Annotated in this window: 25 protein-coding genes and 1 pseudogene; 15 read left to right on the plus strand and 11 right to left on the minus strand. The window is 41.5% G+C overall.

Annotation, left to right across the window (positions count from 1 at the left end):
* Positions 1-44: 44 nt before the first annotated feature.
* Positions 45-1,091: a hypothetical protein gene (locus AC1DRQ_RS12340; RefSeq protein ID WP_477424740.1), complete on the minus strand. Its 1,047-nt coding sequence runs from the start codon at positions 1,089-1,091 to the stop codon at positions 45-47.
* A gap of 167 nt (positions 1,092-1,258) precedes the next feature.
* Between AC1DRQ_RS12340 and AC1DRQ_RS12345 the strand changes: the two genes are divergently transcribed.
* Complete coding sequence (locus AC1DRQ_RS12345) at positions 1,259-2,590, plus strand: APC family permease (RefSeq protein ID WP_477424742.1); 1,332 nt, start codon at positions 1,259-1,261, stop codon at positions 2,588-2,590.
* A gap of 7 nt (positions 2,591-2,597) precedes the next feature.
* Here AC1DRQ_RS12345 and AC1DRQ_RS12350 read toward each other — a convergent pair whose 3' ends face one another.
* Positions 2,598-3,011, minus strand: coding sequence for a response regulator (locus AC1DRQ_RS12350; protein ID WP_477424744.1), 414 nt, complete (start codon positions 3,009-3,011; stop codon positions 2,598-2,600).
* A gap of 306 nt (positions 3,012-3,317) precedes the next feature.
* On the opposite strand from AC1DRQ_RS12350, the gene AC1DRQ_RS12355 reads away from it, so the two are divergent.
* Positions 3,318-3,533, plus strand: coding sequence for a hypothetical protein (locus AC1DRQ_RS12355; RefSeq protein WP_477424746.1), 216 nt, complete (start codon positions 3,318-3,320; stop codon positions 3,531-3,533).
* 431 nt (positions 3,534-3,964) lie between these two features.
* On the opposite strand, the gene gltX is transcribed toward AC1DRQ_RS12355, so the two are convergent.
* On the minus strand, positions 3,965-5,488 hold the full coding sequence (gene gltX, locus AC1DRQ_RS12360; protein WP_477424748.1) for a glutamate--tRNA ligase: 1,524 nt from the start codon (positions 5,486-5,488) through the stop codon (positions 3,965-3,967).
* 232 nt (positions 5,489-5,720) lie between these two features.
* Between gltX and AC1DRQ_RS12365 the strand changes: the two genes are divergently transcribed.
* Positions 5,721-6,935 carry a sensor histidine kinase gene (locus AC1DRQ_RS12365; RefSeq protein ID WP_429400621.1) on the plus strand — a complete coding sequence of 405 codons (1,215 nt, stop codon included), beginning with the start codon at positions 5,721-5,723 and terminating at the stop codon, positions 6,933-6,935.
* Positions 6,913-7,428 (plus strand): DinB family protein, encoded by a 516-nt coding sequence (locus tag AC1DRQ_RS12370; protein ID WP_477424750.1) that lies wholly within the window; start codon positions 6,913-6,915, stop codon positions 7,426-7,428. Before AC1DRQ_RS12365 ends, AC1DRQ_RS12370 begins: the two co-directional genes overlap by 23 nt.
* Positions 7,429-7,484: 56 nt before the next feature.
* On the opposite strand, the gene AC1DRQ_RS12375 is transcribed toward AC1DRQ_RS12370, so the two are convergent.
* A complete protein-coding gene (locus AC1DRQ_RS12375; RefSeq protein ID WP_477424752.1) occupies positions 7,485-7,859 on the minus strand; it encodes a DUF6249 domain-containing protein in 375 nt (124 codons plus the stop codon).
* 241 nt (positions 7,860-8,100) lie between these two features.
* The gene (locus AC1DRQ_RS12380; protein ID WP_477424754.1) at positions 8,101-8,790 is read right to left on the minus strand and encodes an SIMPL domain-containing protein; all 690 of its coding nucleotides are present in this window, start codon (positions 8,788-8,790) and stop codon (positions 8,101-8,103) included.
* 338 nt (positions 8,791-9,128) lie between these two features.
* Between AC1DRQ_RS12380 and ku the strand changes: the two genes are divergently transcribed.
* The 5 genes from ku to AC1DRQ_RS12405 all read left to right on the plus strand — a co-directional run bounded on the left by ku (position 9,129) and on the right by AC1DRQ_RS12405 (position 12,388).
* Positions 9,129-9,899, plus strand: a complete 771-nt coding sequence (gene ku / locus AC1DRQ_RS12385; protein WP_477424756.1) for a non-homologous end joining protein Ku — start codon at positions 9,129-9,131, stop codon at positions 9,897-9,899.
* Positions 9,900-10,154: 255 nt separating this feature from the next.
* Complete coding sequence (locus tag AC1DRQ_RS12390) at positions 10,155-10,700, plus strand: YciE/YciF ferroxidase family protein (RefSeq protein WP_477424758.1); 546 nt, start codon at positions 10,155-10,157, stop codon at positions 10,698-10,700.
* Between the two features lie 210 nt (positions 10,701-10,910).
* Positions 10,911-11,066, plus strand: a complete 156-nt coding sequence (locus AC1DRQ_RS12395; protein WP_429400627.1) for a lmo0937 family membrane protein — start codon at positions 10,911-10,913, stop codon at positions 11,064-11,066.
* A 237-nt stretch (positions 11,067-11,303) separates the two neighbouring features.
* Complete coding sequence (locus tag AC1DRQ_RS12400) at positions 11,304-11,885, plus strand: RNA polymerase sigma factor (RefSeq protein WP_477424761.1); 582 nt, start codon at positions 11,304-11,306, stop codon at positions 11,883-11,885.
* Positions 11,882-12,388: an anti-sigma factor family protein gene (locus AC1DRQ_RS12405; RefSeq protein ID WP_477424763.1), complete on the plus strand. Its 507-nt coding sequence runs from the start codon at positions 11,882-11,884 to the stop codon at positions 12,386-12,388. The genes AC1DRQ_RS12400 and AC1DRQ_RS12405 overlap by 4 nt, the downstream gene beginning before the upstream one ends.
* 403 nt (positions 12,389-12,791) lie before the next feature.
* Here AC1DRQ_RS12405 and dapF read toward each other — a convergent pair whose 3' ends face one another.
* The gene (gene dapF, locus AC1DRQ_RS12410) at positions 12,792-13,589 is read right to left on the minus strand and encodes a diaminopimelate epimerase (protein ID WP_477424765.1); all 798 of its coding nucleotides are present in this window, start codon (positions 13,587-13,589) and stop codon (positions 12,792-12,794) included.
* Between the two features lie 200 nt (positions 13,590-13,789).
* Between dapF and AC1DRQ_RS12415 the strand changes: the two genes are divergently transcribed.
* Positions 13,790-15,328: a Do family serine endopeptidase gene (locus AC1DRQ_RS12415; protein WP_477424767.1), complete on the plus strand. Its 1,539-nt coding sequence runs from the start codon at positions 13,790-13,792 to the stop codon at positions 15,326-15,328.
* A gap of 353 nt (positions 15,329-15,681) precedes the next feature.
* Here the strand turns inward: AC1DRQ_RS12415 and AC1DRQ_RS12420 are convergent, their stop codons facing one another.
* The 4 genes from AC1DRQ_RS12420 to AC1DRQ_RS12435 are packed head-to-tail and all read right to left on the minus strand — an operon-like array spanning position 15,682 to position 19,723.
* Entirely contained in the window at positions 15,682-17,382 is a 1,701-nt protein-coding gene (locus AC1DRQ_RS12420) for a carboxypeptidase-like regulatory domain-containing protein (RefSeq protein ID WP_477424769.1), read from the minus strand.
* A 21-nt stretch (positions 17,383-17,403) separates the two neighbouring features.
* A complete protein-coding gene (locus AC1DRQ_RS12425) occupies positions 17,404-18,384 on the minus strand; it encodes a FecR family protein (protein WP_477424771.1) in 981 nt (326 codons plus the stop codon).
* Between the two features lie 4 nt (positions 18,385-18,388).
* Positions 18,389-19,012, minus strand: a complete 624-nt coding sequence (locus tag AC1DRQ_RS12430) for an RNA polymerase sigma-70 factor (RefSeq protein ID WP_429400634.1) — start codon at positions 19,010-19,012, stop codon at positions 18,389-18,391.
* A 30-nt stretch (positions 19,013-19,042) separates the two neighbouring features.
* On the minus strand, positions 19,043-19,723 hold the full coding sequence (locus tag AC1DRQ_RS12435) for a DUF6134 family protein (RefSeq protein ID WP_477424774.1): 681 nt from the start codon (positions 19,721-19,723) through the stop codon (positions 19,043-19,045).
* Between the two features lie 602 nt (positions 19,724-20,325).
* Here AC1DRQ_RS12435 and ypfJ point away from each other — a divergent pair.
* The 5 genes from ypfJ (at position 20,326) to AC1DRQ_RS12460 (ending at position 26,184) form a co-directional block, all read left to right on the plus strand.
* On the plus strand, positions 20,326-21,177 hold the full coding sequence (gene ypfJ / locus AC1DRQ_RS12440; protein WP_477424776.1) for a KPN_02809 family neutral zinc metallopeptidase: 852 nt from the start codon (positions 20,326-20,328) through the stop codon (positions 21,175-21,177).
* Positions 21,178-21,302: 125 nt separating this feature from the next.
* Positions 21,303-21,701, plus strand: a complete 399-nt coding sequence (locus AC1DRQ_RS12445) for a (deoxy)nucleoside triphosphate pyrophosphohydrolase (RefSeq protein WP_429400637.1) — start codon at positions 21,303-21,305, stop codon at positions 21,699-21,701.
* Positions 21,688-24,834 (plus strand): DEAD/DEAH box helicase, encoded by a 3,147-nt coding sequence (locus AC1DRQ_RS12450; protein ID WP_477424777.1) that lies wholly within the window; start codon positions 21,688-21,690, stop codon positions 24,832-24,834. Before AC1DRQ_RS12445 ends, AC1DRQ_RS12450 begins: the two co-directional genes overlap by 14 nt.
* Positions 24,835-24,885: 51 nt before the next feature.
* Positions 24,886-25,170, plus strand: a complete 285-nt coding sequence (locus tag AC1DRQ_RS12455) for a hypothetical protein (RefSeq protein ID WP_477424778.1) — start codon at positions 24,886-24,888, stop codon at positions 25,168-25,170.
* A gap of 186 nt (positions 25,171-25,356) precedes the next feature.
* Positions 25,357-26,184, plus strand: coding sequence for an N-acetylmuramoyl-L-alanine amidase (locus AC1DRQ_RS12460; RefSeq protein WP_477424779.1), 828 nt, complete (start codon positions 25,357-25,359; stop codon positions 26,182-26,184).
* Between the two features lie 165 nt (positions 26,185-26,349).
* Here AC1DRQ_RS12460 and AC1DRQ_RS12465 read toward each other — a convergent pair.
* Positions 26,350-26,770, minus strand: a pseudogene (locus tag AC1DRQ_RS12465) (glutamine--tRNA ligase); the annotation flags it as partial.

Consider the following 26,770-nt stretch of genomic DNA (forward strand, 5'->3'; position numbering starts at 1 on the left):
TCATAAACAGCCCCTTTCTGTATAAATATTATTTATGTGTATAATTACCTTAAATAGAGTTTCCGGATACTGGAGTTGTCGCTAAAGTAAATTGTACTTTCGTCTTTTGATAACGCCAGGCTCTGGGCATAAACACCTGCTTGTGACCCAATTCCATCAATGCCATAAGGGTATCTATTATTTGGCCCTACAAGAAATTGAAGTTTTCCGTTAACTATACTTTTTATTGCTCCCTGGTCGGCAATATATAAAACCCGGCTATCTTTTGAAGCCACTATGCTTGTAATGCCATTAAATTTCAGGTCTTTATAAATCTCGGTAAATAGCCCCGACGGGGTGTACTTATATATATGTTTACCGTCCATAGCCAAATATTTTATTCCGTTATATGCGCAATAAAGGGTCTGAATGTGATACGATGTAAAAGGATTTGGCAAATATTTTAATGAGTCGACGGGGACGTAGTATGGATTTGTTCCAATATTTCCGGCATTATCCGGCAAAAATTTGCGGAAGCTGGCATTGGTGCTCATCCAAAGAACATCACTATAGGGGTCATGTTCCAGAGAGGTAATCCCGTAGAATTCGCCCTGGCCGCTTGTTAAAATTGATGGTGTCGACAGTGCCCCTCCCGGTTTCAGGGTCCAAATAATATGCGTTCCATCTGTAATTATATTAATGGTTCCGTCTTTTGATACCCTTACGAGTTTAGGAAACAACAAACTTCTCCCATCGCTTGCATTAGGGACCGGTACTGTTGACACCACATTGTCCGGTGTTATTTTGCGGATCTTGTTATTATAACTATCGGCCACATAGAGTGTCCCATCGTCTGTTAAATCAATCCCTACGGGATAATTGAACCGGGCCGAACTACCCGAGCCGTCAGCATTTCCAAATAAATTTACACGCCCGGCATAGGTAACTACCGTTAAGGAGGTATGAGCTATTGCTGCGGCTGTTATACTCGTTACACCCAATTTATCTGATTCAGCAACCGGTGAAGGAGCTTCTGTGTTTTTTTTACAGGCAGCGATAAATAAAATAATACTAATGCTAAGCAGTAGAATAGGTTTATTATTGGTCTYCATATTGGTTAAAGTTTAATATGAAGTTAAATATTAACACCTTCGATTAATTAACTATAGCTTGGTTGTATATTATTCTGTATAAATATGTGATATTAAATATTATAGTCAGTTTTAAATAAAAACGTATTACTTTAATAAATACCACATAAATTATATTTTTATAGCTTATGCCATCAGCCATCGCGTTAAGAAAGATCAGGCCCATACAGCTTATTGCTGTTGTTTTCTTTACCGTTTCAGGAGGCCCTTACGGGCTGGAGCCGTTATTAAGCTATGCCGGTGATCATGGCGCGTTGGTGTTGCTATTATTAACACCCCTGCTTTGGGATGTGCCCGCCATATTTACCGTGTTGGAGCTAAACAGTATGATGCCCATAACCGGCGGTTATTATAAATGGGTGAAATACGCGTTGGGTACCCGCTGGGGGTTTTACGAGGGCTGGTGGACCTGGCTTTATACCTTTGTTGATCTGGCTATTTATCCGGTTCTGTTTGTACAATATGCCTCGTTTTTCTTCCCGGTTTTACTGCAATACCAGGTTCCGGGTTGTTTGCTCATTATCTGGGCGTCGGCAGGGTTAAATATATTGGGTATTGTGCCCGTAGGTAAGGTGTCGTTGTTTTTAAGCGCGGCTGTATTGGCCCCGGTTATTATATTAATTGTTCTGGCCATTCATCATCATGGTGGTAACTTGTCTATACCTGCGCCTTCGTTAAAAGGTATAACTTTTCCTTCCTTCGGGATGGCGCTATATACGGTAATGTGGAACTGCCTGGGCTGGGACAACATCACTACCTATGCCGAAGAGGTTGAAAAACCGGTGCGGTCATACCTGGTATCCATGATCATTGCTTTTATACTGGTCATGGTGGTTTATTTCTTTGTGGTTTGGATAGCGCAGCAATCGGGCATTAATCATGATACCTTAACCAACGGTGGTTTCCCGGCGCTGGGTGTACTTATTGGTGGCCGCTGGCTGGGGATAGTAATTGCAGCTGGCGGAATGGCCAGCACCCTGGGTATTTATGCAGCAGTACTGCTTTCGGTATCGCGGGTGCCACAGGTAATGGCCGGGGACAATTTACTACCTGCCGGGTTAAACAAACTGCACCGCCGTTTCAAAACGCCATATGTATCTATTATCATCTGTTCGCTGGTAGTTAGTTTAATGATATTATGGACCTTTGCCGACCTGCTTATTATTGATGTAACGGTTTACGGTGCTGGGTTGTCTTTAGAATATATTTCGCTCATAAAACTCCGGCAAAATGAACCGGATAAAGTACGGCCATTCCGTATCCCTTTAAGTACTACGGCGCTTTGCCTGGTATTGCTATTCCCTTTTATTGTTTACGCGGTTGCCCTTGGCGGTGCGCTTTCATCAACGCCCGAAGCGCTAAAAGCAGCGGTATTTGCAATTACCGCGCTGTTAAGCGCCGAAGTTGCCTGGCGCATCATTTTAATAAGCCGGCCGCATTTAAAAAGTGATAAGGTTTAGGTTTGTTTTAATGCGATACTCTTGCCAGCAGATTTATGATTGGGGCATCAAAAATGCTTGAAAAAACACCGGTAGCAGTTTTATTATCGGCAGATTTTTTAAGATCTTCCGGGTAAAATATATAATCAACCCCAAGCGCTTTTAACAGGCTATCGGTTTTTGTGTGTGATGTGTTTTTGTAGCAGCAAATTTTTATTTTACTGTAAGCGGGATTGGTAGCTATACGGCGTAATATCTTTTCAATATCCTTAATCAGGTGATCATAGTCAAATATGACCAGGTTGGGTTTAAGTTCATGTATAGCTGGGAAAATACTGCCCGTTGTGGAAATGTGCCTGAAAAGTTTATTATTCGGCAGTAACTCTACCGAAAACGTATCGGGAGCAACCAATAACACATTCTTAGATCGGACGCTGATCATAACCAGTTAATTAAGGGGGCTTAAAAGTAAATCATAAATATCATTCGGTCAAAATATTATAGCCAATTGTAATAATATTGATACACAACTCTACCGTTACGGGTTCAAATAATGGCCTGATTATCAGTCGTTTTCTATTCTAAACAATAAATTAATTTAAAGTAAAAACAAAAATATTATAATTGGCTATATCTCATCCACCCACGCTGCCTAATCTGCCTTAATACGAAGGGAGAATTACGTTTGTTTCGATATTATAAAATAATAAAAGCTATCTTAGTTTTATTAACCTAAACTTAAAATCACATGGGTGCTCCAGAATTTGTCCTGATGCTTTTGCCTGTTATTTATATAGTTGGCCTTGTTGTATTAATATTTATTGCCAGACTTACTTTTAGTATCCCTGCATTTTTGCGTTATCAAAAAGCACAAACACAATTATTATCTGAAATTGCTATGGAGAAGGGTGTAGCAACCAGTAGGGTAAATGAAATTTTGAGTGGAATAAAAAAGCAGGAATAACAGATTGTTTTGTCATCATTCGCTATCCATGACGTGTTTGTTTTTAGTTCCCCTCCTGAGGGTAATAGCCTATGAAAAGACAGGATTAAATTTTAAAGTGTTGGCCTGTGCGATTCCCTCCCGACGGGAGGGTGTAGGGAGGGGTTTATGCAACCTACATCACGAATAAACCCCTCCCTGCCATTACACAAACCATCGCGCCCCTCCCCAAGGAGGGAATTTAATCTACCAAATAACCCAAACTGTCTATTGATAGGCTATTCCCCTCTTGAGAGGGGGCGCGTAGGAATCGTGGGTGGAGAGGTGTGTTTATACGAGGGATGAAAAGGACACTCCCCTCCACCCCTCTCAAGAGGGGAATCGCACAGGCCTCCGCTTCCTGCCTTATTTAACCTTTAGGTACCTCTGATATCTCAGGATAACAAAAAATATTAAGAAGTGAAGCTTTCCAAAGCTTTCACAATCCTGCTGATGGTTTCTGATTTTCCCAGCAACGCGGCTATATCAAATACATGCGGGCCAAATTTACCGCCAACCAGCATAATGCGGAAGGGCAGCATCACATTGCCAACCTTCAGGCCCTTTTCTTCGGCAAGAGCCTTAAATTGTGCTTCGAGTTCATGGGCATCCAATGCCGCTTCGCCGTTATTTAACAAAGCGGTAAGCGCGTTAAAGAAATCAGTTTTGGCATCGGTCCATTTTGGTTTAACCGCATTCAGATCATACTCCCTGGGTTGTTCAAAAAAGTAACCGGCCTGCTGATAAAAATCAGCCAATAAAACACAGCGATCTTTTATCAGGTTAATAACCGTTAAAAGATAATCCTCATCGGTAATAACAATGCCTTTATCTTCCAAAACAGCTTTAACTTTCGGTTTTAGGTTTTCAGCATCAAGTCTTTTTATCCACTCAGCATTGAACCATTTAGCTTTTTCAAAATCAAATTTGGCCCCGGCTTTGCTTACCCGCTCAATAGAGAATTTTTGGATCAGTTCATCCAGTGTAAATATTTCCTGGTCAGTACCATCGTTCCAGCCCAGTGTGGCCAGCAGGTTTAAAAATGCTTCGGGCAAAAAGCCCAGCTCACGAAAACCAGGCGTAAGCTCACCAGTTTTAGCGTCGAACCAGGTCATGGCATATACCGGGAAACCCAGGCGTGCGCCATCGCGCTTGCTTAGCTTGCCGTGCCCATCTGGTTTTAATATCAAAGGTAAATGCGCCCATTGCGGCATATCGGCTTTCCAGCCCAGGTAATCCCAAAGCAGCAAATGCACAGGCGCCGATGGCAACCATTCCTCGCCCCTAAAAGCATGCGAAATTTTCATCAGGTAGTCATCAACCACAACAGCTAAATGGTAAGTAGGCATACCATCAGCCTTAAGCAGCACCTTATCATCAACCTGGTTGGTTTCAAAACTCACGTACCCGCGAATCATATCATTAAAGCTGATGGTTTCATCGGCCGGTATTTTTATGCGGATCACATGCGGCGTGCCGGCGTCAAGCAGCGCATCAACCTCATGCTGTGGTAACGAGAGTGAGTTGCGCAGGCTATCGCGATAGGCCTGGCCGTATTGAAAATTAGGGATCTCCTTGCGGTTTTTATCCAATTCTTCGGCAGTATCAAAAGCATAGTATGCATGTCCCTGCATTACCAGCCTTTCGGCATACTCGCGGTATATGGCCTTGCGTTCGCTTTGGCGGTAAGGTGCAAATGGTCCACCAGCAGCCGGACTTTCGTCTGGATGAAGGCCGCACCATTTTAAACAATCTAAAATATATTCTTCGGCACCTTCCACGTAACGGGTTTGGTCGGTGTCCTCAATTCTCAAAACAAAATCGCCGTTATGTTTTTTGGCGAATAAATAGTTAAACAATACGGTGCGTACRCCGCCCAGGTGCAAACCACCTGTAGGACTTGGTGCAAAACGAACTCTTACTTTTTTATCGGTCATGATGGGGGCAAAGATAAACTTAAAATGGATGTGCAGATACGCGGATTGTAAATGTGCAAATGATATGATAAATCTGCTGATTTCAGATGTGCAGATATGCAAATTTCAAATGTGCAAATGAAAAAACTATTAAACCCATCGTTCAATAATCTGCATATCTGCACATCTGTAATCTGCACATCTACAATCTGTACATTTGAAATAATTTTACGTTATTTGGGGCTTGGCCAGTATGAACCCATATCAACAGAAAAAACGCTGGAAATACTTTCTGCTCGCCTTCGCGACAGTTATAGCCAGTGGTTCGCTATTTTATACCAGTTACCTGGTTAAAAACATTGCCCGCTCCGAGCGTACGCGCGCGCAGGTATGGGCATTGAGCATGAAACAGGTATTAAATTCAGACGATAACGACTTTTTAAATTATGTTTTTGCTGTACGTGACAGCCTCACCGTGCCCGCCATTGTTACGGATGCTGAAGGCGAAATTGTTGTACAGCGCGGGTTGGATACTACCAAAACCAATATAAAGCTGGAAGCCGAAGGGAATAAGAATAAAAGGTATGATCCGGACTATTTTAAGTCAGAACTGGATTACATGAAAAAACAACATGAGCCTATTAGATTAATGGTATTGGGTACACAATGGCTTGTTTATTATAAAGATTCGCCCCTGCTTACCCAATTAAGGTTGTTTCCCTATATCCAGTTATCGGTTATTGCTATATTTTTGCTGATGGCGTATACGGCCTTTAGCTCGTCCCGTAAATCTGAGCAGGACCAGGTTTGGGTTGGGTTGGCTAAGGAAACGGCTCATCAGTTGGGTACGCCCATATCATCGTTAATGGCGTGGATTGAGCTGATGAAGGAGAAGTTTAATGCTGAAGATGATGTGCTGGTGGCCGAAATGGAGAATGATGTAAAGCGACTGGAAATTGTAGCCGACCGTTTCTCGAAAATTGGATCAAAACCGGTTTTGGAAGAACATCCCGTTTACGAAGTGGTAAAAGACTTTGTAGACTATTTTAAAGTACGTGTAAGTAAAAACATAGGCTTTGAAATGAGCGGTAATCCGCATCTTAAAGCCGGGCTTAATATTCCCCTGTTTGATTGGGTACTCGAAAACCTGCTCAAAAACGCGGTTAACGCTATTGACGGTAAGGGTAATATTCATATAGAAATAGGCGGCAACAAAGTAAAGAACCAGGTATTTATTGATGTAACTGATACCGGCAAAGGTATACAGCGCTCCAAGTTCGATACCGTTTTTCAGCCGGGATATACTACCCGCAAACGTGGCTGGGGCCTGGGTTTATCATTAACCAAACGTATGATAGAAAATTACCATAACGGGCAGATATTTGTAAAAGATTCAGAAATAGGTAAGGGAACAACATTTAGGATAGTTTTAAAAAACACACGCAATGATAAGCAAACCAAACCCTGATGAATATTCGCCATTTGCGGCCGGGTATGTTAACCTGGTTCCTGATAATAATGTAATTGAACTGTTAGAGCGGTTAATGGAATCGAGCTATAAGTTATTCAGTAATCTTACTGATGAGCAGGCCTCCTATGCCTATGCCCCGGGTAAATGGACCGTTAAGCAAGCCCTTGGCCACATGATTGATACTGAACGTACATTTGCTTATCGCGCCCTGGTTTTTTCGCGAAACTCCATTGAGCTGCCCGGCTTTGATCAGGATATATATGTAAACAATACTGATTTTAACAGCCAGAACATCCAGGATCTTGCCGCCGAGTTTAAGGCTACGAGACAGTCAAATTTATATATGATCAAGGCTTTTACCGCCGAACAGTTGCTACGTTCAGGCATTGCCAGCAACCATTTGTTTTCGGTTAGGGCATTTGTTTATATGTTGGCAGGGCATGAGCTGCACCACTTAAACACTTTTAAGGGGCAATACGGAATTTCTTAGTAAAAAAAATGCCCCGGTTTTAACCGGGGCATTTTGCTTTTGACATGTTATAATATTTACTTTGTTAAAGTTTGGTCTTCCTTATCCAATACTTCCCTTTTTTCTATGCGGTAAGATAGGTACAAGCCTAAGCCGCCGAATATGGCAATAAGAGAAATGAAAAGGAAAGCTACATCGTCACCCAGGTCATTAAACGCGGTATGGTTTAAAATAAAGGCTAAAAACAATCCAATACCTGATCCTATAAGTAACAGCCCCCATTTTAAATTTTGATAAGGTGCTGACTGAGGTTTGTAGGTCCGGGGGTCCATTCCCCTTTCAATCATTGCCAGTTTTTCGCGTTTGTTCAAGTAAACGATCCCGAAGATCATTATAAAAAAGCCGAGGGGTATTAATATTCCTGCTATTACCCCTAATTCACCTGCGCCCATAATATTTAATGTTTAAATAGTTAATAAATTTTTCTTTTCTAAAAATCACCAATGTGGTGTATTTGTAAACTATGACCACACTGTTTTAAAACAGGTTACACCCTTTTGTAAAAAAAGATTGAGCCCCCCAGCCCCCTAAAGGGGGAGCTCTTTAATTGGCATTAATCCAACAAAAAACGCCATGCTTACAAAGCATGACGTTCAAGTAATTTAAAAACTCCCCCTTTAGGGGGCCGGGGGGCTACTTTATTTCAAATACAGCCTGTATCTGGAAACTCAGTTTTATCTTTTTAAAGTCGATGTCTGATTCGGCCGGACCAGATGCATCGKCGGCTGCCGATTTAAACATCATCATGGTGCGTGGCTGCGGAAAGCTGCTGTTGTCGCTTTCAGTAATATTAAGTGCCGAACCCAGCTTGTCGCCCAATCCGTTCACCAGGAATGTGGCTTTATCGCGGGCGGATAGCAGTGCTTTTAATTTTAGGTCGTTTTTCAGATCGTTGATCTTTGAATAATCGTAGCTATCAATATTGGTTGATTGTATGCCTTTAGGGTCAACTTTAGCCAGTATCTGATTAAATTTATTCAGGTCGCGTACCTTAATAAGGTATTGCTTGCTGGCTAAAAAATCTGGTGCTTTTTTCTTTTGATAAGTATTGTTCCAGGCCGATACATTATTCATTGTAAAATCGTCTTTGGCAATACCCGCCTCTTTTACGCCTTTTTCAAGCTGGCTTTCCAATACATCAATAGTAACGCGTTTTTTACCGTCCATGTATTCCTGTAACGAGATAGACACATTTATAATATCAGGGGTAACTTCCTGTTCGGCAATGCCGGTAACTTCAATTTTGCGGCGCAGGTCAACCGTTTGTGCAAAAGCGCCATAAGTAAACATAAGTGATACGGCAAGGATAAGTAGCTTTTTCATGTGATAAATTGTTTTTTAAATGGATGAAGCAAGCAGGAGCAATGTTTTGTTTTTTAAGGCGCTCATGCCGGTTTCATGTGATAGATTGTTTTATAAATATTAAATATGGTATGTGACTATGATAACGTGCTTAGGGTTTAATATGTAACACGCCCGATGATTTATTTGTTTATAGCATGACAGTTTTAGCTTATATAAAGCTACTACTTGTTTTGATTTAATAAAGTCCTCTCCTTTGGAGAGGACTATTACATGAAGGCTTCGCCGTTTAGGTGAGGCTATATAAAACTGTTTAGGCCCCCCGGTGGTTATACTTAAGCATTTTAAATACCTGCGTTATGAGATCTATCTGGAAAGGTTCAATTGGTTTTGGCCTGGTGAGTATACCGGTAAAACTGTATTCGGCGGTACAAACCAGTTCGCTTGATTTTGATATGTTGGATGGTCGGGATCATGCCCGTATACGCTACCAGCGGGTAAATGAGCATACCCATAAAGAAGTACCATACGATAAAATTGTAAAAGGGTACAAACTGAATGATGATTATGTGATAGTGGAGGATCAGGACTTTGAGGATGCAGCTCCCGAAAAAAGCAAAGTGATAGAGATTGAAAACTTTGTGAACATTACCGAGGTAAATCCCATGTTTTACGAAACATCGTACTATACTGAACCCGATACCAAGAATAACAAAGCCTATGCGCTGTTGCTAAAAGCGTTACAGCAATCAAAAAAAGCTGGCCTGGCCCGCTTTGTACTGCGCAGCACCGAAAGTTTGTGTATTGTACATCCGGTTAAAAATGTGCTGGTTGTAACCCGCATACGTTTTGGCCAGGAGATACGCGACACCGATGAATTAAACATAGCCGATGATGTTACGGTAAGTAAAAAAGAGCTGGATGTAGGCCTGGCCCTGATAGATCAGTATGCATCAAAGTTTGATGTATCAAAGTTTAAGGATGAGTATAATGATGAGCTGTTAAAGATCATTAAAGCCAAATCAAAAGGTAAGCGGGCAACGGTTAAAAAGTTAAAGCCGCATAAAGCCACAAGTGATGATTTGTATGATCAGCTGATGAGCAGCCTGAAAGCCAGAAAAGGGGCGTAGGAACTAAAGCTCTAATTCATATAAACTCTAAAGATAAACGCTAAACTGTAAAGGGTGAGGGTGTTAGCGTTTGAATTTGTGGATTCCCACTATACTATTTACCATACAAAATTAATCTTTATTGCTACACTATTTTGCTGTTTAAGAATGTGTATATTTATTTACTTGCTTAGTAATTAATATTATTGATAAACAGGCAAATACGGCATTGCCTTTGCTTCTTTATTGATAGAAAAAGTAAAAAAAAATCCTGCCATGATAACCACAAAAGTAAAAGTGCCAGAACCAACAGGGCTTGGTCTGGAATGGGCATTAAATGAGCTATTTATTGACGAATTAAGGGACATTTATTGGGCCGAAAAACACCTGATCAGGGCATTGCCCAAAATGGCAAAAGCGGCAACATCCGGTGAGTTGAGGTTGGCAATTGAAAATCACCTTATCGAAACCGAAAACCATGTTACCCGCTTAGAGTCGGCCTTTGAATCAATAGGCGAAAAAGTAGCGGCTGTAAAATGTGAAGCTATGGCCGATTTAATTAAAGAAGGTGATGAGATTATTGCTGAAACAGAAAAGGGCAGCTTTACCCGTGATGCAGGAATTATATCGGCAGCTCAAAAAATCGAACACTATGAAATTGCATCATATGGTACATTAAAAACACTGGCAGACGTATTGGGCTATGACGAGGCTGCCGCACTGCTTGACTCCACACTACAGGAGGAAAAAAATTCGGACAGCTTATTAACCCAGATTGCCAAAAGGGGTTTCTATCAGGCATCAAGATCAGGGGAAAAGTGATCAAAATTGAAGGCCTGTACCGCGTATAAGGCACCAGGCAATCATCCGCTTATATATTATGTAAGCGGATGATTATCAGCCTGCTATTTTCCTTGCAATAGCGCATTTTATCCCATACGTGGGTTCATTTCCAACTTTTTTTTAAAACATTTTTAAGCATATGGGTATTATATAAGTATCTATGAAATCGTTAACTAAAACTAAATTACTATGAACTCACTACTGTATATAATTGCAGTTATCCTGCTGATAGGCTGGGCAATTGGCGTGTTTTTTACATCTGTAGGCAGTTTGATCCATGTACTGCTGGTTATAGCAATAATTGCGCTGCTATTAGGGATCATTAGGCGACCAACGGCTATTTAAGCCGATTAAACAATAAATGAAATGCCCCCGGGAGAATCGGGGGCATTTTTATTTATAAGGCAACTGTGATAGCAGCAACTTAATATTAAAATGCCGGTTTAATTACATCGTTCAATTAAGCTAATGCAATCAAAAACACCCCTTCAGAGGCCTGGGAGCTTTCCGCTTTTATTTTATTAAATTTACATAACCAATGTAACCTAAGTTAAAACCACGGCGTCAGAGAGGTTGTAACAGATGCAGAGCAAGCTTTCAGATATCGAACTTATAGAACAAACCCTGGCAGGTAACCAGTCGGCCTATGCTGATCTGATTAAACGGCACCAGCGTTTTGTATTTACCCTGGCCATGCGTTTTGCGAAAGGGCGGGAGGATGCTGAAGAGATTGCCCAGGATTGTTTTATAAAAGCGTACCGCTCGCTGGCTTCGTTCCAGGGACAGTCAAAATTTAGTACATGGCTGTATAGTATAGTTTATACTACAGCAATGACATTTTTAAGAAAAAAACGCGTAGCAACCGATTCGATAGACGACGAAAACACCTATATACAGGTTGAAAACCATGAATCGGGCTATGATACGGATAATGTAGAAAATAAATCAAGGTCGTTTTACCTTAACCAGGCTATTGAACAACTGCTGCCCGATGATGCTACCATTATTACCTTGTTTTATAAAGGCGAGCAATCATTAGAAGAAATTGGCCAGGCATTGGGTATGGAGGCTAATACGGTTAAGGTTAAACTATTTAGGGCACGCCAGCGTTTAAAAGAAAAGCTGGAGCGCAATTTAAAGCAAGAGGTGAAAGAACTGATATGAACACGATTGAAGAAAAACTCTGGAACTATATTGATGGAACCTGCACTCCGGCTGAGCAGGATGCCATTGCCAGGCTTATTGAGCAGGATGAGGTGTATGCCAAAAAGTATCAGGAACTGCTGGCGCTTAACCAGGAGTTTGCAACTATGGAACTTGATGAGCCGCCTATGGCCTTTACTTATAATGTTATGGAAGCCATACGCACCGAAAATGCCATGAAGCCCCTTAAGGCGGCTATTGATAAGCGTATCATTTTGGGCATATCTGTTTTCTTTGCGTTCACTATACTGGCCTTGTTGGTGTTTGCATTTGCCAACACAAATATTTCAGGCATTAATGTTAGTGTTACTGATATTAAGCTGCCGGCCAGCGTTAAACTGCCCAGTACTAATAGCCTTTTAAGCGGACCATTTTTAAAATGGTTTTTAATATTTGATGTAGTACTTGCCTTGTTTTTAACAGATTCCTATTTGCGCAGAAAGAAAACCGCAAAGCAAATATAAGTTTTGTACACAGGTGTATGCCAAAACCGACAATTGCCTATACAATTAGTCAATCGTCGGTTTTTTATATAATTTAAGAGTCAGTTTTTATGCGCTCTTCCTATATCTGTAATGATATAGGCCATAAATTCAACACGATAAGCAATTTTGGTATAGTAATTGTATTAACATACATGAACTGGTAAACTTACCGGTTTAATTGTGATAAGGTTTAGGTTGAAAGTCCCCCGGAGCAAGTCTGGGGGGCTTTTATTTTTTTAGGCCCAATATATCATGTGTTGTCATCCTGAACTTGTTCAGGATCTCTCAGGAACAGTTTAACTGCTATTGAATAACCTTACATGTGGGATGCCGAAATAAATTCGGCATGACAGGTGGGGGTTAATGGCAAAAAGCTCTCCCTTTAGGGGGTTGGGGGGCTGTCCACCTCGCCGCTAAACACCTGCACAGCCGGGCCTTCTAAAAAAATATCGGTAAATACTTTGCCATCGTAATTAAAGCGGATGTTGAGGTTGCCTCCTAAAACTTTAATGGGGGTGGTGATATGCCCGGTTTGTTGTTTATGGCTGGCCATAGCAAGAGCAACGGCGGTAACGCCTGTTCCGCAGGCAAAGGTTTCGTCTTCTACGCCGCGTTCAAAGGTGCGTACAAAATAGCCGTCATCGGTTGGTTCAACAAAATTTACATTAATACCTTTTTCGCGGTAGGTTGCATTATTGCGAATGGTTTTACCCTCCTGATATACGTTGCGGTGTTTCAGATCATCCACCTGCTTTACATAATGGGGCGATCCCGTATTGAGCACATAAGCGTCCTTATCGGTATTAATTTGGGCTACATCAATCATTTGCAGGCTCACCCAATCGCCACTATCGGTAATTTTGGCATGGTGCGGGCCATCAACCGCCAAAAATTCAGTATCGGTTTTAATGATTCCTAAAAACTTAGCGAAGGCTACAATGCACCTGCCGCCATTGCCGCACATACTGCTGGGCTGTCCGTCGGCATTGTAATAAACCATCTCAAAATCAAAGCCCTCTTTATTTTGCAGAAACATCATCCCGTCGCCGCCTATACCAAAACGACGGTCGCACAGGGACGAAATAAGCATAGGATTGGTATGATCTATCTTATTTTCGCGGTTATCAACCAGTATAAAATCATTGCCGGCGCCCTGGTATTTATAAAATCGTATCTTCACAATAATGTCATTTAATATCAGCTACTTAGCGTTAACCTAAGCTGGGATAACAACCATCGTAACAGTGTAATTTTAATTTAACAAATTTTAACAAAAAATGTAATAACTTATCGTTGATATTATCGTCTATATGGTATTAAATTTGAGTTGTTAAATTATATAAGCATAATTATAAACGTAATAAAGAAAGGCAAATATAAATGAAAAAGATAGGTTTAACACTATTAACCGCTTTTGTAGGAGGTGCACTGGCTTTGGGTGCATATAAGGTAATTGAAAGTAAATATGCCGATAATATGAGCTTTGAAGAAAAGCAAAAGGTTTATTTTACCAGTAATAAAACTGCTCCTGTTGTATCGTCAACCGGGTCGCTTGATTTTACAGAAGCAGCAGCGGCGGTAACCCCCGCAGTCGTGCATATTCGTACAAGTTACAGCAGCAAGTCGGGTGGTAGCGGACAGGACCAGTTAGAGCAAATGTTTGGCGATATGTTTGGCCAGCGTATGCCTCAGCGTGGACCACAGCAGGCATCTGGCTCTGGCGTCATTATTTCGACCGATGGCTATATTGTAACCAATAATCACGTGGTTGATAAAGCCGATAAAATTACAGTAGCTACCAATGATCACCGCACCTTTGATGCTAAGGTGATCGGTACCGATCCAAGCACCGACCTGGCGCTGATCAAGGTTAGCGCTACAAACCTGCCAATAGTAAAATTAGGTAACTCTGACGAGGTTCGTGTAGGAGAATGGGTGTTGGCGGTTGGTAATCCTTTTAATTTAAATTCAACCGTAACCGCGGGTATTGTAAGTGCCAAAGGCCGTAATATTGGTATTATTGGCAGCAATGATAGCGAGGACGATAACCCGTTTGGCCGTACACGTAGCCAGCAATCAACACCAAAGCTAAACAAGGCCATTGAATCATTTATTCAAACCGATGCAGCCATTAACCCAGGTAACAGTGGTGGCGCCCTGGTAAACACCAAAGGTGAACTGGTTGGTATCAACGCGGCAATAGCATCGCACACTGGGTCATACGAGGGTTATGGCTTTGCTATACCCGTTAACCTGGCCAAAAAAGTATTGAACGATATTAAAAAGTATGGTACTGTAAAACGTGGCTTTGTTGGTGTAAGCTTTACTGAGTTAAATCCTGATGTTGCACAACAATTGGGCATCAACAATTCAAACGGTTTATATGTGAATGACCTTGTAGCTGGCGGTGGCGCTCAGCAGGCCGGTATTCAAAAAGGTGATATCATTGAAAAAGTTGAGGGTGTACCTGTATATGAATCATCAGATCTGCAGGAACGCGTGGGTCGTTTACAGCCCGGCGATAAAATAAACATGACCGTATTGCGTGATGGTAAGGAGAAAAACTTTGAAGTAACGCTTAAGGCAGATGCCGCTCCATCAACCCGTACCGCGGCTGTTTCAAAATCGGCCGAGGAACTGTTTAACAGGCTGGGTGCAAGCTTCTCGCCGTTAACCCCGGCCGAAAAAGCTAAGTTCCATGTGAGCTCAGGCGTTAAGGTAACCCAGGTTCGTCCGGGCCGCGTGTTTGATAACTTTGAGATTCCGGTTGGTTCAATTATAACCAGTATTAATAAATCGCCAATAAACAGTGTGGCCGATATTGATAAGGCCATCACCAACCTGCGCAACGGTAACCTGGTAATTTCAGGTTATTACCCAGACGGAACAAACTTTAACAACATGTTCCAGGTGCAATAAGCAAATTTTATAATAAAGTGATTGATAAGAAAAACCCGGCCATATAGCCGGGTTTTTTGTTTGGCTGTTAACAACCCCACGCCGTCGTTCGACTCACATGTGTTGAGAAGATTATAATCTCCGCACTTATTCCCTCCCCACGGGAGGGGTGCGGTGGATTGTGTAATGGAAGGGAGGGGTTTCTTCGAGCGATTGAAATATCCTATAGCGAATAAACCCCTACCTGCACCTTCCCCAAGGAAGGAATCGCACAACCTCCGCTTTCCTTCTTATTCCTTTCCAATACCTATGAGCAAGAGCCAAGCGACAGCTAATCTTTTTTTAATCCCTGTGAGAAAACAAACAATCATGCATCAAAAGAAACTAATCCCCACACTCCACCCAACCCAGCCGCTCCAGCTATTACTGCCATTGATAAAACTATGATGCAGATCCCGAACATAAGCATAACCATTAACCTGACTGCGCTGATCTGAATAAAAAATGTTTAACGACGGACCTGCATTTATGGAGAAATTTTTTCCAAACTTATAAGTTAACCCGGCATCAATTCGGCTCAATTGATTGGTCCTTGTCCAGTTGCCCTGGTAAATATATTGCTGGGTTAATTCGGGATTGATAGCGAGGCGCTTGCCCAGGCCCAGTTCCCTGCCAAAACCAAAGCCAAAGCCATACAGTTTGCTGTTATCGTTAAAACGCATACCTCCCCGCCAAATGGTGTAAAAGTTTTTACTGCCCGTTTTAAGGGCCACGTTGGCATCCAGGGTTTCGTTGACGGATAGGGCCAGCTTATGATACCCATAACGTACAATGTTTATTAAACCTATGCTATAGCCCGATGAGGTATCGGCAATGTTTACAAGGCCCAGTTGTATACCGCGCAGGTTGCGGGCATAGTTAAAAAGCCCGGCCAGTTGTATGCCGCTAAACTTTTGACCGGCTATATTGCCTAAAGCTCCAAGTTGTATTCCCCTAACATTACCACGGGTATGATTATATAATCCGGATATTTGTAAGCCGTTAAGATCGCGCTTTACGCTGTTGTGCAAAAGGGATAGCTGTATACCCCTAACGCTGCCCAGCACATTGTTGTACAGGCCGCCCAACTGTATGCCGTTAACATTGCCGCCCACCACATTGAATGCCCCGGCTATTTGTACAGCGCCCACATCGCCTTTATCTAAATTAAATATCAGGCCAAGCTCAAAGCCATCAACCCCGGCATTGTAACCGCCTACGGCGTTTAATGAAACCGTGTTAACCACCTGCCCACTAAATTCGGCATGGGTACTTACCCCTGGTATGGCCGATGCCTGGAACGGGGCCTGCGCGATGAGGCCATGCAGGTTGGCTGCTTGTATTTGTTGTTTGGTTGATATGAAAAGTCGCCCTAATGAAGTGTTCTCAATACCGTCACTATCGCCGCTGATCACATAATCGATCAGGCTTTTGGATTTACCGGTGTTGGGGTTTACGGTTACCCCGGCCAAAAAAGTAATGGTGGTATCTTTATAAAACTCCTTGCTGATGGTTAAAGTAACCGGCTGACCATTGTTTTTAAGATGGAGCTCAAAATGCCCGTCTTTATCGGTGAGGGTTGATTGCAGCAGAACGCGGTCATATACACTGGCGTTCTCCAGTCTTTTGCCGCTTTGCTCATCGGTCACAAAACCACTGATGCTGTATTCATCATCTTCGGCAGCGGCCTTTTCGGTGGTTAATGATAGCTGTAGCGGGGCATAGCGCAGGATTACGAAGTTGTGCGTTTCTTTATACTCAAAACGGTTCATGAGCATATGGTCAAGCACTTCCTTAATGGTCCAGTTGTCGGCATTAACCGTTACCAGGCTATCGGTTTTTACAATGTTGCTGTTGTACGAGAAAGTGAAATTGCCTTTTTGTTCAATGGTTTTTAGCACCGTTCCCAGGCGCATATTGTTTACGTGCACCGATATGTTTTTGGCCAGAATAGATTCGACAGTGGTTCCCCGGCAAATTACCGGGAGCGCTATAAGCATCATAGCCGAAAGAATATAACCGCGTAAACAACCCATTGTTATTTATGGTAGATAATGTTATTTAAGAATGATCTGCCGGTTTTTATGAACCACTGTGATCTTAAACGTTTCGGAAATGACCCCCAATATTTCATCAAGCGACTGGCCCCGGAAAGTAGTGGTAATAGGCAAACGCTCCAATGATTTATTGGCTATAATAATATGCGCTCCAAATATCTCGTTAAGGGCCTGTACTACCTCGGGCAATGGCGTTTTATCGCAAACCAATTGCCGGGTTATATAATAGTTATACAGCTTGTTATTACTGGTTTCCTTTAGTAGACCCTTTGTTTTGGTAATGGTTACGCGCTCGCCGGGGTTAAGGTCAACGCTGTTTTGTTTTTTGCTCACTTTTACAATACCAGTTTCTACAATCACCTCGGTTTTGCCGTTCCGGCTCTTTATATTGAATGACGTTCCAACCACCTTAACCGTTACATCGTTCACTTTAATTATAAAAGGTTTTGTTTTATTGGGCGTAACTTTAAAAAAAGCCTCACCTAATAGGCTCACCGGCCGGATGTTGCCGGTAAACTTGCCCGGATAAATAATGGTTGAACGGGTGTTCAATGTAATAACCGATCCATCGGGCAGGGTTTGGATATGTACCTTGTTCTTGCTATCAATCCTCACAAACGAAACCGAGCCGTTATCATAGGTGTGATTAAAGGTTAACCAAAGCACCGTGCATATTAAAATTACTGATGCCGCCAAACCTATCCACTGGGAGCGGTTTAATTTTTTGATAACAGCTTTGCGCGGTGCCGCCGGAGCGTTTTTAATGCGGTTTTGCAGGCGAATAAAAGCATCATCTTTATCCACATTTCTTTCGGTTACCGGGCTTTGGTCCCATATCAGCTTAAAATCATTAAAAAGCTTACGGTTGGTTTCACTGGCAGCAATCCATCCCTCAACCAGCGAAATCTCGGCCGGCGTAGCTTCGCCTGCCAGGTATTTTACCAGCACATCATCAACTATATTTATATTGGCATTACTCATAATGCTACCATTTCATTAATAAAAGTAAAATAATCGGTAAAAATTCCGCCAGTTTCTGGCGCATCACCCGCAGGGCCTTACCCATCTGGTTCTCTACCGTTTTTATGGAAAGTCCCATGTGGTCGGCAATTTGCTGGTATTTAAGCTGCTCAAACCTGCTCAGCTGAAAAATAGTGCGGCATTGCTGCGGCAGCTCGCTCATAGCGGTATCAATACGTTGCTGCAGCTCGGCGGTCAGCACTTTTTTTGATGCCTGTTCCTCCTCGTCCTGCTGCAATTGCCCGGCATAATATACCCCGAAGGATGCCTTTACCTTTTGATGTTTTAAATAGTTAAGGCTTTCGTTATGCACGGCACGGTACAGGTAAGCTTTAAGCGAACCATCTGTTTTTAGCTGTTCGCGCTTTTCCCAGATGCGGCAAAATACATTCTGAACAATCTCTTCGGCCATTTCATCATCCTTTAAAAAAGTATAGGCATAGGCGTGCAGGCTTTTAAAATGCGCTTTAAATAACCATTCAAATGCCTTTTCGCCGCCTTGTTTTAATAAACTGATGACCGTACTATCGCTATATTCCACTTTAAACGGGTGAAAGTTTGCGCTAAAGATAGCTTGTTTGGCGGTCATATTCATGAAGGGAGCGTGAAAAGCAACAGGTTAGGCCAACTGAATTTGAATGGTATAAAACGAGTGGTGGATATCAACCTTGCTACAAACCCCATTGGTGTACGAGTAATAATTATAATTACCATCGGGCAGATCAATGCGGTACACGTGCGGCGAAACTTGTTTTACCTGCAAAAACTGCTGAAAATTATCGGAGTAAACCTGCGCGTTATCATCAGGCTCCCGGCAATATAACAACATCAGATTTTGGCTGATATGCTTTTGATTCAGCTGCCCGCTTTTACCTTCGGCCAGGGTTTGATAGCAATCGCCGCAGGCTTTGGTTTGGCGGTTGGCCTTTTCCTTGCCATTAACGTTGCGGCAAACCCGCGAGCTGATGAGCTTGCCATTTTGAAAAAGCGACTCTTCATGAATATCAACCTTAATGCTCATAATAAAGCGCATTTTCACTTCGGATGTCATTTTAAGATACAGGTCATCGCCTGTGCGTTTCTGGTACAGATCCATGCGGCCAACCACTTTGCCGCTGTGCAAAACATTGTATTTAACCATCTGTTCCTGCGCCATCAACCCTGATGAAAAGCAAAGCAACGCCAGCAGGGTGGCCACTTTTTTTAACGGGTTAATAAAGGTTAATGCGGAAATGTTTTTATCCCTTAGGGCAGGGGCCAGGTATTTTTTAAAGAGCCAGATTAATAATGCGGGTATCATGGTGGTAAAATTTTTAATAGCGTAAACAACTGTATGATTCTTATATACAGCTATTACAACATATTAAAGCTTTACCCCTATGTGATTTCATAATAATTACTAAGGTAGAAAAATAATCTACTAATTTAGTAGATTATTTAAAAAAGACCTCATCCAACCCTCTCCAGAGGAGAGGGCTTTAAATAAAGGGTTTTATTCCCTCCCGACGGGAGGGGTGCGGTTGGTTGTGCGCAATGGCAGGGAGGGGTTTAGCGAACAGTGCAGAGTAGACTCACCCCGACATCGCTGTGCTCGTCGACCCGCTCTTCGGCTTTGCCGGAAAGAGGGTTTGGGAATATTAAATTGTTATTCTGAGTGATAAAATCGGGGAAACTCTGAAGGGGAAATGACGTAAGAAGCGGAGGATTGTGCGATTCCCCTCTTGAGAGGGGTGGAAGGGTGTGTCCTTTTCATCGCACGTATAAACACACCCCTGCCGCCCTCGATTCCTACGCGCCCCCTCTCAAGAGGGGAACTAAAACCGATTACGTGATGGATAGCATGGAGAAGGCTCAAACAATCGCCCGGGCAATTATGTTTAATAATCAATTAATTACATCAACATGCAATGGTTTGGGAGGCGCGAAAGCGATAATGTAGAGGATAACCGCGGAGGCGGCGGAGGCCGCTTTGCGCTGGGCGGAGGTATTGTGGGCATTATTGCGCTGGCTATTTATTATTTTACGGGGATTGATCCCTCGCAACTGCTTAACCAGGTAAGCGACAGCAGCCAGGTGCAAACAGAGCAGCAGGCCAATGAGCCGAAAGCGCCCGAAGATAAACCAAAGCAATTTGTTCGCGTGGTACTGGCCGATACCGAGGATATATGGAACAAGCTTTTTAATGAAATGGGCAAAACCTACCAGAAGCCAAAACTGGTACTGTTTACCGATTATATCCAATCTGGTTGTGGTAACGCCAGCTCGGCCACGGGGCCGTTCTATTGTCCGGGGGATGAGAAGGTGTATATTGATCTTTCTTTTTATGACGAACTGCAGAACCGTTTTGGCGCCGCCGGCGATTTTGCCCAGGCCTATGTGATTGCGCATGAGGTTGGTCACCATGTGCAAAAGCTGCTGGGTGTCTCGGCCAAAATGGACGAAGCCCGCAGCCGCCTCAGCAAAAGGCAATACAACAAGCTATCTGTTAAACTGGAACTGCAGGCCGATTTTTACGCCGGCGTATGGGCGCACTACGAACAAAGCATTAAAAAAGTGATAGAACCGGGCGATATTGAAGAAGCCCTGAACGCTGCCAATGCCATTGGCGACGACCGCCTGCAAAAACAAACCAGCGGCCATGTTGAACCCGACAGCTTTACCCACGGCACCAGCGCCCAGCGCATGTACTGGTTTAAAAAAGGCTATGAAACCGGTGATGTTAAGCAAGGGGATACTTTTGCGAATGTGAGGTAGGGGAAGTTTTATGTTATGATGCGATAGCGAACTGTGTATATTCTATTACTGCCGTAAGGGTCCCCCTTGTTGTAGCGTGGGATAATAATTGAGTCACTTTAATCTTAAAATATTATTTTAGGGTTGTGATAAAAGTTACATGTGCCCTTATAATTAACAATGAAGAGCGAATACTGGCTGCCCAGCGTAGTAACAATATGAATTTGCCCTTAAAATGGGAGTTTCCAGGAGGAAAAATTGAAGCCAATGAAACACCCGAAGCTTGTTTAATTAGAGAAATTAAGGAGGAGCTTAATATTGAAATTCAAATTATAAAAGCATTGCCGCCAAATACTCACTCATACCCCAATATTACCATAAAACTTATGCCTTTTATATGTGGTCATGTAAAAGGTGATATTATATTAAAAGAACATGCTGATTTTAAATGGCTGCATAAAAATGAATTGTTAGCTTTGGATTGGGCTGATGCCGATATTCCAATTGTTAAATATTACTTAAACCTTATAAATGCCAGTATTTGAATTGGGGCTCTATGAGCAGCTTATCAATAAACTTATAGCTAACAAGTTAGATCTATTAAACAGAGATGCTTTTTTTATTAAAAGTACCCAGTTAGATAAAGAGGAAGCCTCAAGATATTTAAGTCTTTATTTGGCTGAAACTATAAAATATGCCTTGAATGAAATAAAGGATGATGATAAAACGATTAAACAAATTGAGCTATCTAACAAAATCATTCAGCTATTAATAAATGAACTACCAGGCATTAATCTTTCAGACAATTTAATTGATAATGAAGGTAAAATATTAGATGCTATATTTTCTAAATTAGACTCTCCATTTGCTGATTTTAACAATCGAATCAAGGAAATTACTCCCTATACCCGATTAAGCCAAAGTGAGCTTTTCACAGGAAATAATGTGGGAATTTCACTTGAGAGTGAAATAAAAAAAGAAATCCGTTCATCAGATGAGATTTGTTGGTTGGTCTCATTTATTAAGTTTTCTGGTATTCGAATATTTGAAAATGAACTAATAGAGTTTACAAATAGCGGCAAAAAACTACGTATTATTACTACGTCTTATATGGGCGCTACTGATATAAAAGCCGTCGAATTTCTCTCAAGTTTAAAAAACACAGACATTAAAGTTTCCTATAATGTTGAACATGAGCGATTACATGCCAAAGCATATTTGTTTTTAAGAAATACAGGTTTTAATACTGGATATATTGGTTCTTCAAATATGTCAAGGTCGGCATTAACAAATGGTTTAGAGTGGAATTTAAAGGTGACATCCAAAGAAATCAATCATATTATTGAGAAGTTTAAAAAGACATTTGAAACTTACTGGGTAGACAAAGACTTTGAAAAATATGAATTTGGAAAAGATAAATTACGACTTACCAATGCGTTAAAGCAACAGAGGTCCTATGACAAGACAATTACAACCAGTTTTTTTGATTTAAAACCATTTCCAAGTCAAGAAGAGATTTTAGAGAAATTACAATCTGAAAGGATTATACATAACCGATATAAAAATCTTGTTGTAGCCGCAACAGGTACTGGCAAAACGGTTATATCCTCTTTTGACTACAGGGATTTCAAAAACAATAATCCGCGCGCCCGACTTTTATTTGTAGCACATAGAAAGGAAATACTTGAACAAGCTCAACGAACTTTTCAGCACGTATTAAAAAATGCAAACTTTGGTGAACTTTGGATAGACGGTCAGGAACCAGATAATTATGAATTTGTATTTGCTTCTGTTCAAACCTTGGCGAATCAGAGAAATAGAATGTCGCTTTCACCAAGCTTTTATGATTTTATAATTATTGATGAAGTTCATCATATAGCAGCATCAAGCTATCGGCCTATTCTTGCACAATTTAACCCTAAAGTTTTACTTGGTTTAACGGCAACACCCGAAAGGAGCGACGGTGAAGACATCTTAAAAGATTTTAGTGGTGTAATTGCGGCCGAAATTAGATTACCAGAAGCACTCAATAGAAAACTATTATCACCTTTTCAATACTTTGCATTATCTGATAGTGTTGACTTATCAAAACTATCATGGAAAAATGGAAGGTATGAGATTAATGAATTAACGAAGTTGTATACTGAGGATGATAGACGAGTTGGTGATATTTTAAGTAACTGCGATAAATATCTAACAAATGTACATGATGTAAGGGCATTAGGATTTTGCGTAAGCATGGATCATGCGCGGTATATGGCCGAGAAGTTTACTTTGGCTGGATTAAAAGCAGATTACTTAACAAGTGACAACTCGAATAGTCGTTCAGAAATAAGGGAAAAATTACGCAATAAAGAAATTAACTACCTTTTTGTAAGAGACATTTTTAACGAGGGGGTTGATATTCCAGAAATAGATACCGTATTATTTCTTAGGCCAACTGAAAGCTTAACCATATTTCTGCAACAACTTGGTCGTGGGCTTCGTCTCGCTCCAAACAAAGACTGTTTAACCGTTTTAGATTTTGTAGGCAATGCTCGTCCTGAATATGATTTTGAACATAAGTTTAGAGCATTAGTTGGCAAAACACAGACCTCAATAATTAAAGAAATTGAAGATGAATTTCCCCATCTACCTTTAGGATGTTCTATCGTTTTAGAAAAGAAAGCGAAAGAAGTAATCCTTAGAAATATTAAGGCCGCAATTGGATTTAATAGAAGGCAACTGATTGTTAAAATTCAGAACTTCAAGCATCAAACAACCCTATCATTAACTTTAAAAAACTTTATTGAGTTTCAACATATTGAATCTCAATTGATTTRTAAAAAAGATAACTGGAGGAGACTTTGTGTTGAGGCTGGGGTAATAGAAAATTTTGTAGAGCCCAATGAGGCTGAAATTACAGGATGTATAAAACGGCTGTTAAGGTGTAACTCAATAAGCTATCTTAAGTTTTTAAGAGATTTAATTGAAGGTGGTTTCAATACAAACTCATTAAGCGACGAGCAGAACCAGATGCTTTTAATGTTCCACTACGATGTTTGGCAAAAGGCTGGTCCGCAATTAGGGTTTATGTCACTAAAAGATAGCATCAATCAGATTTCAAAAAATCCCGTAATGGTATCTGAATTATTAGAGGTGATGGATTACTTAATTTCAAAAGTTGACTTCATCGAAAAGGGCATCAATCTAAATTTCTCTTTACCTCTAAAGGTTCACAGCCGATATAACAGAAGTGAAATATTGGTTGCAACCGGACTTCATAAATTTGATAAAGCATCTTCAAATAGGGAAGGGGTAGCAGCTAATAAAGATCTAAATATTGAATCACTGTTTGTAACGCTTAAAAAATCAGAGAAGGAATATTCGCCATCTACTTTATATGATGATTATGCTATCAATGAGTATTTATTTCATTGGCAATCGCAAAATGCAACAACTCCAGAATCAGCCAAAGGGCTATCGTACATAAACCATAACAAACAACATAAAAGAATTTTACTTTTTGTACGTGAGCAAAATGATGATGAATTTGGTTTTACCATACCCTATGTTTTTTTGGGTGAGGCAAACTATATTAAATCGAGTGGGTCAAAACCCATGAATATTGAATGGCAATTGAATGAACCGATGCCTGCATATATATGGAAAGAAAGTGGAAAACTTGCGATAGGATAAAATTCACTTATATCCGATTGCCAAACCACCACCATCCAACTAAATTGCCAAATGGCAAACATTCAATTTAACTACCTTTATCGCGATGGCGGTAATTATAAAAAGTACAATTCTGTTATTTTCATTAATCCAACCAACATTAGCTTAACAGAACTATCTAAGCTCATTCAATCAAAACTTATTGATGAAACATGGTTCTATGCTGATCAATGGAACCTGCCTGACTTAAGGCCGGAAACATTCAACCCTGATACAGACCCTACCTGGCATGAGTTTGAAAGCATGATTTATACAGATGAAAGTGTAAATTTTCGTATAATCTGGAGCAATTGGTAGCATTTTAATAGCGTTCATCCCGTTCAGCATTTTTCAAACTAAATTTCACTCCAAAAACGCAATTTGCTGATTATCAGACAAAATATGGTGTTCATGAGCGTTCACGGGTGTACATATGAACACCCCGCGCATAGGCTTTTACTTAGTGTATTATTTGCTTACTTTAGCAACACGTATATTATCCTAATGAAAAACAACTATTACATACTACTTTTAATATCCGCTTTTGCCGCCCTTAGTTCCTGCTCTCCTAAGGGGCCATACGCCTTAACCAACAAAGTGTACAAACACCAAACCGATTCGGTGGTGAAAGTTATTAAACAGGCGCAACCCGCCACGCTGGTAGATAGTGCCGGTGCCGTCGTGCCCAGTGAATGGGTGGGTACAGTGAACTTTAACCTGCGCAAGCCTAATTATGTGATCATCCACTTTACCGCGCAGGATTCTATACAGCAAACGCTTAAAACTTTCACCCTGGTAAGGCCGCAGGTGAGCGCCCATTACGTGGTAGCAAAAGACGGTAAGGTGTTCCACATGCTGAACGATTATCTGCGGGCCTGGCACGCGGGCATCAGCAAATGGGGCAGTATCAGCGATATGAACAGCTGCTCTATCGGTATCGAGATTGACAATAACGGTAATGAGCCTTTTACTGAGGTACAGGTGAAAAGTTTGCTGGCACTGCTCACGCAGCTTAAAAAGGTTTATAATATACCCACGGCCAATTTTATAGGTCACCAGGATATTGCCCCCCTCCGCAAACCCGACCCGGGACCATTCTTCCCCTGGAAACTGCTGGCCCAAAAAGGTTTTGGCTACTGGAGCGACGAACTGCTGGAGCTTCCACCCGATAATTTCGACTATGCCACGGCACTAAAACTCATCGGCTATGATACCAGCAACCTGCCCGCTGCTATAACAGCTTTCAAACGCCACTTCGTACAAACCGACGACACGCCAACCATGACCCAATTGGACCTGAATATTTTGTATAATGTGTACAGGAAGTATTAGGTTTCTGTTGCGGGGATCGGGTTGCCTGTTTTGGGGGTATGGATCGGGATTTATTTATCTGATATATAGAAAAAGCCTTCCTCTTTTGTGGAGAAAGGCTTTTTCTATATGTTTAAATCAGGGTTATCGATACCCGACACTCGATCCTCGCAACAGGCAACTGAACTACTTCTTCACCCAGCCATCCTTCAGCGTCACCGTTCTATTAAACACCAACTTATCTTCGGTTGAATATTTATCAAGTGTGAAATATCCTTTACGCATAAACTGAACCGGTTTGCCTGGGGTGGCATTGATCAGGTCGGGTTCAATATAGGCGGTTGGCAGTACGTGCAGACTGTTAGGGTTCAGGTAATCTTTAAAATCACCATCTTCGTTTGATGGATCTTCCACCTGAAACAGGCGGTCATATAGTCTTACCTCGGCAGTTTTAGCGTGCGGTACGCTTACCCAGTGAATAGTACCTTTTACATTGATTCCGCTGGTATCGTGGCCTGATTTTGACTCAGGGAGATAGGTACAGTGGATCTCGGTTACATTGCCATCAGCATCTTTCACAAAATCATCGCAGCGGATGATATAGGCG

The sequence above is a fragment of the Mucilaginibacter sp. P4_E8 genome, assembly GCF_056401495.1.